Below are 12,272 nucleotides of genomic sequence, written 5' to 3' on the forward strand. Positions count from 1 at the left end.
CGGCCAGCGTCATGCCCGGCCGCCCCGTGGTCATGGCCGGTGTCATGGTCGGTTCTTGCATGATCAGGTCACCCCCAGTTCCCGCCGGGCAGGCGATAGCCGTACTGGATCAGGTCTTCGAGGCAGGAGATCGGCGCGTGCGGCAGGACCCGGCCGTCCGGTGTCTCGGCGAACACCTCGCTGGACAGGACGCGGCCGTCGACGCCGTTGACCTCGCGGATGGAGGTGACCACGCGCTGGAGCCGGCCGCCCGACTCGAAGTTGTTGCGCCGCTGGACGAAGACGACGAAGTTCACGGCGCCCGCGACGAGCATCTGGCTGGCCTCGATGGGCAGGCGTTCGGTGGCCTGGAGCGCGTACGTGGAGATGCGGTTGAACACCTCGTGGGAGCTGTTGGCGTGGATCGTGGACAGCGAACCGTCGTTGCCCTGCGACATCGCGTTCAGCATGGTCACGATCTCGTCGCCGAGGACCTCGCCGACGATGACGCGCGAGGGGTTCATACGCAGCGACCGCCGGACCAGTTCGGCCATGGAGATCATGCCCTGGCCCTCGGAGTTGGGCAGCCGCTCCTCGAACGCGACGACGTTCGGGTGCAGATCGGCGAAGGTGTCGAGGCCCAGTTCCAGGGCGCGTTCGACGGTGATGAGGCGTTCCTGCGGGGGGATCTCGTTGGCGAGCGCGCGCAGGAGCGTCGTCTTTCCGGCGTTGGTGGCGCCCGCGATCATGATGTTCTTGCGGGCCCGGACCGCGCAGGCGAGGAAGTGCCCGACCTCGGGGGTGAGCGTGCCGTTGCCGACGAGGTCCGACATGAAGACCTTGCCCATGCGGGCACGGCGGATGGACAGCGCGGGTCTGCGGGTGACGTCCATGACGGCGGACAGTCGCGAACCGTCCGGCAGCCGCAGGTCGAGCTGCGGGTTCGCGGAGTCGAAGGGCCGGGAGGACAGACCCGAGTACGCGCCGAGGATCTGGATCAGCTCGATCAGTTCCTCGTCGGTCTCGGCGACCGGATCGGCCCTGACCTCCTCGCCGTTGGCGTAGCCGACGAAGACCTGGTCGTACCCATTGATGTCGATGTTCTCGACGTCGGGGTTGTCCAGCAGGGGCTGCAGGCGGCCGACCCCGAAGAGCGCGGCGTGCACGGCGGCCGCGTACTGCTCCTCCGTCTCGGCGTCCAGCGGCGTACGCCCGGAGTTGATCTCCGTACGGGCGTAGTCCTCCAGGATCTGGGCGATGACCGCGCGGGCGTACTGCCGCTCGTCCTCGTTGGACATCGGCGTGACGCCGGAGACCTGGTCGAGGCGGCGCTGCTCGGCGATCCGGTCACCGGCGTCCTGCCGGAACCGCTTGACGAGCTGATGGTCGACAGCGGTCATCGGCCGTCCCCCGTCGCCCTGTGCGTGTCAGCCACGGTCATCGGCCGGCTCCGGCGGTCGGCCGACCGCCCGGGCCACCGGGCCCACCAGGACCGCCGGGCCCGCCGGCCGTCGGTACGGACCAGGCCGCGCCGAACTGCTGGTAGAGGTCCGAGGTCACCTTGCGCGCCGAGCGGATGAGCAGCGACTTGTCGAGCCGTCCGCGCCTGCGGCCGGCCAACTGGTCGGCGCCCGTGGGGTCCGCGGCGATCGTGCCGACCACGCGGGCGCCGGTCTGCGAGGCCATCAGCATGTCGTCGACCTGGCGGACGATCTTCGCGGAGTCGCCCGGGTCGGTGATCAGCACGACGCCGATGAGGGGCGTGCCGAGCGCTCCCGCGCCACGCGGTCCGCCGTGCAGCTTGGTGGTGAGCGCGGCGGCCCGGTCGCGGACGCGCGCGATGGCCTCCGGCTCGGTGCGCGACACCAGCAGGACGAGTGCGGCCTGCGCGAACATCTCGACGGCCGGGGACTCCCCGCTGATCCGCCCGCAGTCCGCGATGACGTCGGCGGGCGCGTGCTCGGAGTCGGCGAGCTGCGCGAAGGCGCGGCCGAGGGTGGGCCACAGACCGGCGAGCCCGGCCGCCTGCTCGGCGTGCGCGAGCCCGACGAGCACGTCGAGCCCACCGCTCAACGGCTGTACGTGGTCCCAGATCTGGTCCGGTACGAGGCCGCGGCGGGCCGTGGCGGCTATGGACAGCATGCCGGTGTTGGGGTTCAGCGGTCCGCCGTGCGCCGCGGCACTGCGGTACACGAGGTCGCCGCCGGCCGGGTCGGTCTCGGCGAGCAGCACGCGGCGCGGCCAGACCGCCGCGAGGGCGACGGCGGTCGTGGTGACGCCGGGGGAGCCTTTGTCCGCGGCGAGGGCGATGAGGGCCATGGTGTGTGTGACTCTCCGCCGCTAGTTGCCGGGGACCTTGACGAGGGCGACCGCGTTCGCCGCGGCGGCGCGGGTCAGCGCGGCGGCGTCGCTCTCGTCGACGGTCACGGTGACGCGCTGGTTGGTGCTGCTGATGGTGCTGTCGCCGCTGCCGCTCGGCACCTTGGTGACGCGGGCGTCCTCGACGATCGGAGCGTCGGCGGAGCCGGTGGAACCCGTGGCCCCGGTCCCCGTCTTGTCGTCCGAGCCCGAGTTCGAGGAGGCGTTGTTGCCGACCTGGTAGGCGGCCACGAGGTCACCGACCTCGATGCCCTCGGGGTACTGCCCCTCCTTGAGGGAGAGACCGACCACGGCCTTGCCGGCCGGGACGCTGGCCTCGGTGCCGAACATCTGGCCGATGACGAGGGTGCCCGAGTAGATCGTGGACTTGGCCTTGAGCCCCTTGAGGGTCTTCAGCTGGTTCCACTTGACGTAGTTGATCCCGGCGTCGTCGGCCACCAGCACCGCTTTCACCTTGTCGCCGACGGACTCACCGGCCTGGATGTCGCCGGTCACCTTGACGACCTCGATACGTTCACCGGCGCGCAGTACGAGCATGGTCGCCCCGAGCGCACCCACGAGGATCAGCAGCACCGCGAGCGCGGCCAGTGCCGGTTTGCGCTCGCGAGGCGGCGAGGGAAGGCGCTCCCCCATCGTCGGCTGAACCGGCGCGGAGGAACGGTTGTTGCCCGCCCCCGTACGCTCTTGGATCTTCACGCAACCGCTCCCCGTACACCCAAGAAGGTTTTCGTCATTCAGGACACTTGGCACACTTGACGCACTTCGAGCACTGGGCCCGCACCGGGCGTACCGCCCGACCTGGTCGGATAACCGTCGAAACGCTGCCGAATAGCCATGGCCGGAACGAGTGTCAAGTCACCGCACCGTATCAGCAGCACATAAGCCCCTCAAGGCACGACCACGACCGCGAACCTCAACCACCACGACGTTATCCACGCGCAATGCGAGGCGTTCGGTTCCAGGTCACGGAAGGTGCTGCGCACGGGGTCGCGGCCCGGACCGCCGCTGTGCACCAGCGAATCATCCGCCCCCGCCCCGCCGGGCCCCGGTCACGCTGTGTCCATCGTCCCTGCACGACATGCTCACGGGAGGCGTGCGGGGGCCGTGGGACGATCTTCAGCCATGGGTGGACGGCACGGACGGACGGCGGACGGCCGCCGGTGACGGGGAGTTGGTGTGCGGTGACGGGACTTCTGCCCGTGAGTGGTGCGGCCCTGTCCACGGACCCCAGGCTCCTCGCCTCCGTACGCGACGTCGGCACCCGCCCGGGCATCGACTTCGACTACATGGACGACGCGGCCACGACGGCCCTGCTGGAACGCCACCGGCGCACGGTGGCCGCCGCGGAACACGGCCCCCTGATGTGGCTCGGCGCGCTGGCCCTGGTCGCGGCTGTCGTATGGCCCTTCGCGGGCTCGGCGGTACCGGCCTTCGACGGCCGCCCGGAGCTGGCGTACGCCCCGGCGGGCCCCCTGCTCGTGACGGCCGTGGCATGCCTGACCTACGTACGACGCCGCTGGAAGCGCGAACTGCTGCACCCGAGACTGACGGGCTACCGCCACGTCCTGGGCCTGGCGCGAGCACACGGCGTCCCGGTGACGCACGTCCCACGCTGGCTGGTGGGCCGCCCGCTGAGCGGGGACCGGGAGACGGTACCGATTCCGGTGTACGGGGAGGTGGAGCCGTTGCCCGCCGAGGGGCCGTCCGCCCAACCAGCCGAAAGGGTGACACCGCCGGTCACGGTGCCGGGTACCCCTCCGGTGCCCGCGGCCGTGCCCACGAAGCCCGCGGCGGTCACGGCGTACGAGGCGATGGCGGACGAGGGCGGCTGGCACGACGAGACGGGCTGCCTCCTGCTGCTCGCGGCGATCGGCGGCGCGGCCTGGGCGTACTCGGAGACGAACCCCGCCGGCTACCTGGCCGCCGCCCTCGCCACCGCCCTCGCACTGACGACCTGGCTGGCAGGAGCGAAACAGGGCCGCGAACGCCAACGCCTGCGGGATGCAGCCCTGGAGTACGTACGAGCCCTCACCACGGCCCAGTCGACGGGCACACCCGTGCCGGAACTCTCCGCGCCGCTGAGGGGATTGCTGGAGGAGGAGGCTGCGCGGGAGCGGGGTGACGACCAGGGCACCGCGGGCAGGACCTAGATCATGGTCGCCAGTTCGCGTTCGAGAAGCGACAGAAAGCCCGCCAGATCCGGGGCAACGACCTCGGGCGGGACAGCTCCTGCCGTGTAGACGTCTCCCTCGACCCTCGAAGGGGGCAGCCGGTACACGGTCGACCCGTCGGTGGCACTCAGCGCGAACAACGCCCCTCCGCCGTCGGACCCGAAGACGACGACGGAGTCCTCCCGCGAGCCGGCGATCCGCGTCGGAAGGCCGCCACGCATCCCGGCCACCGTCCACCCTCCCGGGTGGACGAAAAGGCCCGTGCCCACGTCCGGAAGGCTGACCTGCTCCACGCGACGGTAGAAGGTGACCAGATCATCGGGTAGGTCCTCCACGGTGGCGGAACTCGCGGCGCGGGTCACGCGGTTCTCGTCCGGCGGGTAGCCGAACTCGGACGCGAACCGCTCCATGAAGGTCGAGCACAGCGCGTCCATGCGCCTGGCCCATCCACTGATCCACTCATCGGTGACAGTCACGACGGCATCAGTCGTGGCAGGTACGGCAGGCGCGGCAAGGGCCTCAGAGCCATTCACCCTCGTCGTCGGCTCCTTCGTCCGTGCCGTATTCGCGCAGCACGACGACCAGTTGCACCGGGGTATCCGTGTCGTCCTGCTTCACTCCGGCCAGTACGACCTTGTCCGCGACCCTCCACGCCGTGTGCTCGATGAAGTCCGCGCCACCAGTCAGATCCTCGTCGGAGGCTGCGAGCCGGGCCCCGAGCGCTCCGGCTCGCAACTGATCCACGACGGACGGCAGTTCGGCGGCAGCGGCGTCGTACAACTCGTCCATGTACGCATCGAGGTCAAGCCGCTCCTCCTCGACCTCGCGGGACCAGAGCGTGAACTCCACTTCCACGGACGGCCCGTCACCCTGAATCCACGCGGCGGCGTCATCACGGCTCCAGGTGGTCGCCCAGTCCTTCACCGGATTCCTGCGCTCCCCCACCCAGCCACAACCGACGAGAACCGACTCGACGGCCTGCCCGGTGAGCTGGCCGAGGTCGGACATCCGACTCAGTTCGGCACTCAAGTCACGCGTCATCCCATTACTCTTCAAGCAGATCTGCAACATATTTCCCAAGAGAAGTGGGAATTTTGGAACAGTCGATCTCACGCAGATAGTGGAGATGCCCCACCTTCACATGCCCCGTAGAGGTGAGTTCCACGATCGCGTGGAGCTGAGCCTCAAGGACGGTGGCATCTGCTTCAAGGGCCGCACTCGCTGAAAGCAGCGTCGCAAGCGTCACAGCCTCGGCTTCCGAGTAGCCGTTCACCCAGTCAGTGACCTCATCGGCTGCCCTTTCACGCAACCGCGGGTCTTCCTGCGTTACGCGCCGAACAAGGCTGCCGAAGATTTCCGAGTTCATGTTCCCCGATCCACATCGATCTGGGCGTTCGGTGAAAAGGTCACGAGGCCGGCCGGAGGTCGCCCTACTCCGCGAAGCGGAACGTCGACGTGATCGCGTCGAAGATGTCGAAGAACGAGTCGGCGAGGTCGAGCACCTGGCTGCTCCCGGCGACGAGGGCGACCTTGCCCTCCTGGCCCGGGACGGGGATGAACGTTTGCATCAGCACGGCACGGATGGTGCGCTTGAGGGCGTCATCGGGTACGGGGATGTCCTCGATGCCGTACGTCCGCGCGGCCGGACCCACGTCCGGGATGTCGACCGTGGTCACCTTGCGCCAGGCGTCGCCCTCCTTCTTGGCCTCGCGCACGGCGAGCTGGGCCGCCATGACCTGCGGGTCGGTGGAGAGGGGCTCGCCGAGCTTCGTACGCCCGCCGACGAGGGAGACCGTGATCGACCCGGTGATCGGGACGTCACCGCCGAAGCTCTCGGCCATGCAGCCGCAGTACAGCGCGCCCGACTTCCAGGCGTCCGCCGCGGCCTTCTGCAGGAAGGCGGTGTACGTGTCCTTGTACTTGCGCACCTCCGGCTGCTGCCGCACGCGTTCGTCGACCATGCGCCGGATCGAGTCGCCCCGCGACTCGGGCCGCACGTCGAACTCCCACCACGACTCCGGCACCTTGATCCGAAAACCACCGCGCTCGATGGTGAGTGTTTCCATGTAGCGGGCCATGTCGGCTGTACTCCCCCGGTCGGGCATGACGGTCAAGAAGGCTGCGAAGGCCACGACGCAAACTGACGTTCGTGACCCGGGGAGAGCCTACGAGGTCGCGTGCCGGTCCGGACCCGGCCCCGGCGACGTACCGGGCGAAGTGTCAGAGTGAGGCGAGGTCCGGGGCCCCGGATTGTCGATCGCGAACCTGAGGATGCGTGCGCACGGAGATGGACTACTGGCAGCCCGATCCGGGAGAAGTCCTGCTGACCCGTACCCCGGTCACCTTCGCCTCGGGTGCCGCCATGCGTGTCAGAGGCATGCGGTGGTTCCGCGACACCGAGCGCAATGACATCCAGAGCGAGCTGCCGGGCTGGCCCGCAGGTCGGGTGTACGCGGCCCGTTCGGGTGGCGGCGCGCTGGGGCTCGGCATTCTCAGAACTGTCGCGCTTACCTTGGGCAACCTCGTCGTGGGCGTCATCAGCTCCTTCGGAGGACTGACCGTGGACCGGAGCCCAAGCTCGAACCGTACCGACGACCGTGCCGACGAGATCGACGACTTCCCCGTGATGTGGGCGGCGCCCGGCACCGTCGCCCGCACTCTCCCCTGGCAGCTGGACCCGGGTCGCGCCAAGCAGAAGCACTACCGCACCCACGCGATCGTCACCGACCGCCGTATGGTCGTCGTGGGCCTGCCCTTCAAGGAGCGGGACTCGGAAACCGTCGAGGACGAGGTGCTGTGGGAGACCCCGCTGTCCGCCATCGGCACGATCGAGCGACGGAACTTCAAGGGCAGCCACGACGTGAAGATCGTCTTCGCCGACGGCTCCTGGTGCCGGCTCAGCAGCTTCAAGCGCGAGGGCCTCACCCGCCACATCGTCGACCAGCCCGACCTCGTACCGCTGGACTCGCTCACGCCGGCCCAGCGCGACACGGCCGAAGCTTTCGTGGCCGCGCGGGCACCGGATGCCGGAGCTCCGGTGATCACCCGGAACCTGTGCGGCTGCTACCGGGTGGCCGCGGTCGCGCCGAGCACCGCTCACGGGTTCTTCGGTATCTCCGAGCGGGACATACTCATCGACGCCGAAGGCACTGAGGTCGAGCCCGTCAAGTACCACTGGGAGGACTACTCGCCCGACGGACAGGAGGAGTTGCGGAGCTTGCGCCACTTCCCGCCCTCCGCGCTCGGCGGTTCGCCGAGGTAGGCCAACGCCCTCGGCCTGGACGGTCAGCCCTGCGCAGCAGAGATCGTCTCCGCCGTCGGCGTGATGCCCGACAGGTCTCGGACCGTGACGCTGTTGCGGTCGCGGACCGAGCGGCCGAGTGCGTACTGCGGCCACAGGCCCGCTGCCACGCGGCGGCTGCGTTCGCTCCATTCGCGTGCCGGGGCGCTGCTCGCCTTGTAGTAGTTGAGGGCGTAGCCGCCCGTGTGGATCCGCAGCAGGCAGAAACCTCCGGGGTACTCCTTCACCGCGCCCACCTCCTGCAGGGTGACGTGCCGCGCCTGCGGGAGGACCGTGCGCTTGTTGCGGTGGGTGTGGCCCGCGTGGTGGAGGAAGACGCCGGGGGCGGCGGCGTACGTGTCGAGGATCGCGCGGGCCTGGCGGCGGTTGAGGCGTTGGCCGCTGGTCACGGGGAACGGCGAGTTGCGTACGGTCAGCGGGTGGTGCCCGAAGACCACCGTGGGCTGGTCCTTGTGCGCCCGCACATCGGCCCGGAACCAGGCGAGTTGCTCGTCGGAGAGCCCGCCCGACCCGGCCCCGTTCCCTCTCTTCTCGTACGTGTCCAGCCCGAGGACGCGCAGGCCGCCGAGGTCTCGGGAGAAGTACGCGGCCTCCCCGTCGGGCCCGCCGTCGGCGGCGAAGGCGTCCAGGAAGTTGTCCCCGCGCCCTTCTTGCAGATCCTGCCGACCGCGCCGGTCGTGGTTTCCGCGTACGACGAAGTAGTCCTGCCCGTGCGTGCCGAATCCGTCCAGCAGCCGCCGGGCCTCCGACAGATCCCGCGGCGCCCCGCCGGCGGATATGTCCCCCGCGGCCAGCAGATGGCGGGCGCCGCGCCTGTGCGCCTCCTCCACCAGCGCCCTGCCCATGATCTCCGGGTACGGGCCGAGGCCGAACCGCTGGGAGATGCCGCGCATCAACGGCACGCCCGTCACCAGTCCGGCGGTGGTCTCGCCGAGATGGAGGTCGTTGCAGAGGGCGATCGACAACAGGTGGCGGCCGGGCGGGGGTTGGGGCGTGGTGAAGGAGTACGGGCCCGCGTGGGTGCCGAAGCCGTGGAGGGAGGTGCCGACGGCGTTGCCGCTCACCAGGTGCAGTGGGGTGGGTGTGGCCGCGGAGCCGCGGGAACGGGCCTGGTAGTAGTACGTCTGGCCGGGTTCGAGGTCCGTCAGCTCCACGTAGTGATGTGCGGTGTCGCGGCCCTCGGAGGCGGTCCGGTTCAGATGGGCGGGATGGGTGCCGTAGACGACCTCGCCCTCCGACTCCGCACCGGTGTACCAGGTGATGACGGCCCGGTCCTCGGTGAGGGTCACCAGTTCCAGATTGACGGCGGACACGGCGTCGGGGGGACGGGCCGCGGAGTGGAGGAGGGTTCGAAGGAGGGCGTGCGGGGCGGCGAGGCAGCATGGCATGCCTGTTTTGTGCCCACGTGCGGTGAACGCGAACTCCTCCGGCTCCCTTACGGCTCCTGGCCGTCGCCTGTCGTCTCGGGGTACGCGACGAAGGTGCCCTTGGCGGGGAGGGTGACCACCAGTCCGCGTTCGCGGAGTTCGCGGACAGCTCGGCGGGCCGTCAGGTAGGCCACCCCGTACTCCGCGCCCAGGTCCCGCTCCCCGGCCAGCCGCGCTCCCGGCTGCAGCTCCCCGGACGCGATCTGGGCGGCGATGTGGTCCGCCACCTGCATATAGACGTACGCGATCTTGTTGGGGTCGATCGGTGAATCGCCTGTTTCTCCTGCCATACCTACCACCGTAAAACAGCACTGAGCTGCAGTGATGGCCATAAAGCTGCAGACTGCTATGCACTGACATGCGCAGCAATGTAGGCTCACGACACGAAATACCCCGGCGACGGCGGCAACCGTCCCGGGGCTTTGGCCAACGCTTCAAAGGAGCGTCAACGTGCTGGACCTTACTCTCCGCCTCCTCGCCCGGGTGCTGAACCTGTGCACCCCGCGCCCGAGCGGCCGTCACCGCCTGGGGTCACTCCCGCCGCTCCGGTTCATCCCGGTCCCCCCGCCCCGTTTCAGCTCGGTCCGCAGCCGCCGCGCGGCGGAACACGGTGTTCACGGCGTCCCGGTGGCCGCCCGATGACGCGCCCCGCGGTGCGGATGTGCGCCCGCTGCCACCGGGTGACCGCCCAGCCGGTACTGGTCCACGAGGTACACGCGGCGACGGGTCCCGGTTTCAACGTCTACGCGTGCCCGGAGTGCGCGGACCAGTACCCGCCCATGACGGACGTACTGGAACTCACGCAACCCCGCCGCCGCCCAGGCACCCGCCTCACCCTGCGGGTCTACACGGTCGACGCGCGCGGCGCCGTGACCGGGGAGCGGAGCAGGGTCGAGATCCGGACCGGCGGAGGCTCCGGCCCGCTGCCCCCGCCACTGCCGCAGACATCGGCGTACCCACCATGCGGGTGCCCGCGCTGCCGGACGCCGGAGCGTGGCGCGGCGCAACAGAACTAAGGCGGCCTTGGGCCCCGGACGCATGTCGGCGCCCGGGGCCCGGGGCACATGCGGGTTCATATCCGGGGGCATGTCCGGGTCCGCTGTGCACTCAGACACGATCGGGTCACTTGCGCCATCGGCTTGCCCCGATTCCTCCAGGTCCGACCGTCCGCGCAGGGAAGTTCGCGGTAGCGAAAGCGCGCACCCCACGGATACCGTCATGGCTCTTGAATGTGTCCAAATCTCACGGGGGTTCACTGTGAAGCGCCGATCTTTGCCCGTTGCTGCCGCGCTCGCCGCGACCGCAGCCCTGCTGCTCACGGCGTGCGGCGGCGGGGACGACAAGTCCAGCGACAACGACAAGATCGCGGGCGCCGACCAGGAATCGAAGAAGCCGACGAAGTCGGCGGAGCCGGCGGGTGCGGCAGAGGACAGTCCCGACGGGGTGGACGTGTCCCTGCCCAAGGACATGAACCTGGTCTTCGACTGGGAGAAGCCGAAGGCGGAGAACGAGGCGGCGGCTATGGATGATGCCGCGAACTATGTCCGCGCGATCTTCCGAGGTGTGGACAAGCGCACAGCCAAGGAAGCGGCTGTGACCACGTATTCCACCGGTGACGGACTCCACTACGCGCAAGTCCAGATCAACGACAGACTCGACGGCGGACGGACGTCCACCGGCACCCGGCGTTACTACGACGTATCCACCCGGTCCAGCGCAAACGGCAAGTCCGTGGAGGTCGCATTCTGCTCGGATGCGAGCAAGTTCTACGGCAAAGAGGTCAAAACGGGGAAGGTCCTAAAGACCGAACCAACGCCCGAGGACTTCAGCCACTTCAGGATCATCATGGTGCAGTTTCCTACCAGCGACAGCCTGTGGCAGGCATCCAAGGTGTTCGTTGAGGAGAAGGCGGCGAAGTGCCAGTGAACGCAGCATCGCGTGTGCCGCTCATCAGCACTGTTGCCCTGACGCTGACCCTCGGCACCCTCTTCCTCTCGGCACCGGCTCACGCGGGGGACGGGACGGGTGATGGCACCGGCGCCAACACCGAACAGAAGGGCGGCGGCGACGGTAAAGGCATCTACGCCGCCGCCAGCGTCCAGTACTCCGGCGCCGTCACCAAAAGCGGCGGCGCCGGAAACGTCGCCTCCGCCGACGTCAACTGGACACCCCCGCCCTGCTGGTACGCCCCCTACATGGGCGCCGAGGACTTCAAGAAGAAGATGTCCGGCGACATCGACAAGTGGCAGAACGACCCCGACATCACAGGAACCGCGGGCTCGGCCATCGGTGAGATGCAACGCCACTACGAGGACGACTACGGCTGGACCGACACCCCCGGCTACAAGGACTACAACGTCGACAAGGACGGCGAGGGGATGTTCTGGGCGGGCGTCGAGAACCCGAACGAACCGGACTACCTCAAGCGCACCTCGTGCAGCGACCTCCCCTTCTGGGTCGACAACGGTGAGGCCCCGCCGCCGCAGTACGAGGAGGCGATCACTCCGCAGATGCTGGCGGCACTCGCGTACCAGCACATGGAACTGCCCGGCACCAAGGTGACGCTGGCCCCCGAGGCGATCACCAAGGTGAACCTGCCGACGTGGGCGTGGCTGGACGAAGCCGTGTTCGACGAGGTCCAGGCGACAGCCGCGATCAACGTCCCCGGCTTCAACATCCAGGCGACCACGACGGCGAAGCCGAAGTCGCTGACGCTGAGCCCGGGTACGGCGGACGCGACGACGATCCCCGCGAACGGCGGTTGCCCGATAGTCGACGGCAAGATCGGCGAGCCGTACGCCAAGGGCAAGGCCGGGGAGACGCCGCCCTGCGGGATCATCTACCGCCGCTCCTCCGGCGGCGAGACACTCCCCCTCAAGGCAGCCCTCACCTGGGAGATCAGCTGGACGGGCACGGGCCAGGCGGGCGCGGTCGGCATGCCCGACGGCACGATCGAGGCCACGCAGAACATCACGGTGGAGGAAATCCAGTCGGTGAACCGCTGACTCTCCTCCA

14 protein-coding genes are annotated in these 12,272 nt (G+C 69.1%); 5 read left to right on the top strand and 9 right to left on the bottom strand.

Annotated elements, in window-relative coordinates; all coding sequences use genetic code 11:
* Window positions 1–68: 68 nt before the first annotated feature.
* From ACZ60E_RS30195 to ACZ60E_RS30205, 3 genes are read right to left on the bottom strand one after another with little or no spacing between them, the layout of a single operon-like run.
* Complete coding sequence (locus ACZ60E_RS30195; protein WP_107020899.1) at window positions 69–1,379, bottom strand: CpaF family protein; 1,311 nt, start codon at window positions 1,377–1,379, stop codon at window positions 69–71.
* Between the two features lie 37 nt (window positions 1,380–1,416).
* The gene (locus ACZ60E_RS30200) at window positions 1,417–2,298 is read right to left on the bottom strand and encodes a hypothetical protein (protein ID WP_384806061.1); all 882 of its coding nucleotides are present in this window, start codon (window positions 2,296–2,298) and stop codon (window positions 1,417–1,419) included.
* Between the two features lie 21 nt (window positions 2,299–2,319).
* Entirely contained in the window at window positions 2,320–3,054 is a 735-nt protein-coding gene (locus ACZ60E_RS30205; protein ID WP_453791406.1) for a hypothetical protein, read from the bottom strand.
* A gap of 485 nt (window positions 3,055–3,539) precedes the next feature.
* Here ACZ60E_RS30205 and ACZ60E_RS30210 point away from each other — a divergent pair, with 485 nt between their 5' ends.
* Window positions 3,540–4,508 (top strand): hypothetical protein, encoded by a 969-nt coding sequence (locus tag ACZ60E_RS30210; RefSeq protein ID WP_469444510.1) that lies wholly within the window; start codon window positions 3,540–3,542, stop codon window positions 4,506–4,508.
* Here ACZ60E_RS30210 and ACZ60E_RS30215 read toward each other — a convergent pair.
* The 4 genes from ACZ60E_RS30215 to ACZ60E_RS30230 form a co-directional block, all read right to left on the bottom strand.
* On the bottom strand, window positions 4,505–5,005 hold the full coding sequence (locus ACZ60E_RS30215; protein ID WP_469444512.1) for a hypothetical protein: 501 nt from the start codon (window positions 5,003–5,005) through the stop codon (window positions 4,505–4,507). The two genes, ACZ60E_RS30210 and ACZ60E_RS30215, sit on opposite strands and share 4 nt — an antisense overlap.
* A gap of 43 nt (window positions 5,006–5,048) precedes the next feature.
* Window positions 5,049–5,570, bottom strand: coding sequence for a hypothetical protein (locus tag ACZ60E_RS30220; RefSeq protein ID WP_469444514.1), 522 nt, complete (start codon window positions 5,568–5,570; stop codon window positions 5,049–5,051).
* Window positions 5,571–5,574: 4 nt separating this feature from the next.
* A complete protein-coding gene (locus tag ACZ60E_RS30225; RefSeq protein WP_469444516.1) occupies window positions 5,575–5,895 on the bottom strand; it encodes a hypothetical protein in 321 nt (106 codons plus the stop codon).
* Window positions 5,896–5,959: 64 nt separating this feature from the next.
* Window positions 5,960–6,607, bottom strand: coding sequence for a hypothetical protein (locus ACZ60E_RS30230; protein WP_469444518.1), 648 nt, complete (start codon window positions 6,605–6,607; stop codon window positions 5,960–5,962).
* A gap of 197 nt (window positions 6,608–6,804) precedes the next feature.
* On the opposite strand from ACZ60E_RS30230, the gene ACZ60E_RS30235 reads away from it, so the two are divergent.
* Window positions 6,805–7,791: a hypothetical protein gene (locus ACZ60E_RS30235; RefSeq protein WP_469444520.1), complete on the top strand. Its 987-nt coding sequence runs from the start codon at window positions 6,805–6,807 to the stop codon at window positions 7,789–7,791.
* 23 nt (window positions 7,792–7,814) lie between these two features.
* Here the strand turns inward: ACZ60E_RS30235 and ACZ60E_RS30240 are convergent, their stop codons facing one another.
* Window positions 7,815–9,218, bottom strand: coding sequence for a purple acid phosphatase family protein (locus ACZ60E_RS30240; RefSeq protein WP_469444522.1), 1,404 nt, complete (start codon window positions 9,216–9,218; stop codon window positions 7,815–7,817).
* A gap of 47 nt (window positions 9,219–9,265) precedes the next feature.
* A complete protein-coding gene (locus ACZ60E_RS30245) occupies window positions 9,266–9,547 on the bottom strand; it encodes a winged helix-turn-helix domain-containing protein (protein WP_469444524.1) in 282 nt (93 codons plus the stop codon).
* 348 nt (window positions 9,548–9,895) lie between these two features.
* Here ACZ60E_RS30245 and ACZ60E_RS30250 point away from each other — a divergent pair, with 348 nt between their 5' ends.
* From ACZ60E_RS30250 to ACZ60E_RS30260, 3 genes are all read left to right on the top strand, one after another.
* Window positions 9,896–10,273: a hypothetical protein gene (locus ACZ60E_RS30250; protein ID WP_469444526.1), complete on the top strand. Its 378-nt coding sequence runs from the start codon at window positions 9,896–9,898 to the stop codon at window positions 10,271–10,273.
* Window positions 10,274–10,514: 241 nt separating this feature from the next.
* The gene (locus tag ACZ60E_RS30255) at window positions 10,515–11,183 is read left to right on the top strand and encodes a hypothetical protein (protein ID WP_469444528.1); all 669 of its coding nucleotides are present in this window, start codon (window positions 10,515–10,517) and stop codon (window positions 11,181–11,183) included.
* On the top strand, window positions 11,180–12,262 hold the full coding sequence (locus ACZ60E_RS30260; RefSeq protein ID WP_469444529.1) for a hypothetical protein: 1,083 nt from the start codon (window positions 11,180–11,182) through the stop codon (window positions 12,260–12,262). Before ACZ60E_RS30255 ends, ACZ60E_RS30260 begins: the two co-directional genes overlap by 4 nt.
* The last annotated feature ends 10 nt before the right edge of the window (window positions 12,263–12,272 follow it).

It is taken from the genome of Streptomyces sp. NPDC102514, assembly GCF_055584525.1.

Excerpts from the sequence above, each read along its gene's own strand:
- ACZ60E_RS30195 (WP_107020899.1), bottom strand. The coding sequence starts at position 1,379 with ATGACCGCTGTCGACCATCAGCTCGTCAAGCGGTTCCGGCAGGACGCC.
- ACZ60E_RS30200 (WP_384806061.1), bottom strand. The coding sequence starts at position 2,298 with ATGGCCCTCATCGCCCTCGCCGCGGACAAAGGCTCCCCCGGCGTCACC.
- ACZ60E_RS30220 (WP_469444514.1), bottom strand. The coding sequence starts at position 5,570 with ATGACGCGTGACTTGAGTGCCGAACTGAGTCGGATGTCCGACCTCGGC.
- ACZ60E_RS30225 (WP_469444516.1), bottom strand. The coding sequence starts at position 5,895 with ATGAACTCGGAAATCTTCGGCAGCCTTGTTCGGCGCGTAACGCAGGAA.
- ACZ60E_RS30230 (WP_469444518.1), bottom strand. The coding sequence starts at position 6,607 with ATGGCCCGCTACATGGAAACACTCACCATCGAGCGCGGTGGTTTTCGG.
- ACZ60E_RS30240 (WP_469444522.1), bottom strand. The coding sequence starts at position 9,218 with ATGCCATGCTGCCTCGCCGCCCCGCACGCCCTCCTTCGAACCCTCCTC.
- ACZ60E_RS30245 (WP_469444524.1), bottom strand. The coding sequence starts at position 9,547 with ATGGCAGGAGAAACAGGCGATTCACCGATCGACCCCAACAAGATCGCG.
- ACZ60E_RS30250 (WP_469444526.1), top strand. The coding sequence starts at position 9,896 with ATGACGCGCCCCGCGGTGCGGATGTGCGCCCGCTGCCACCGGGTGACC.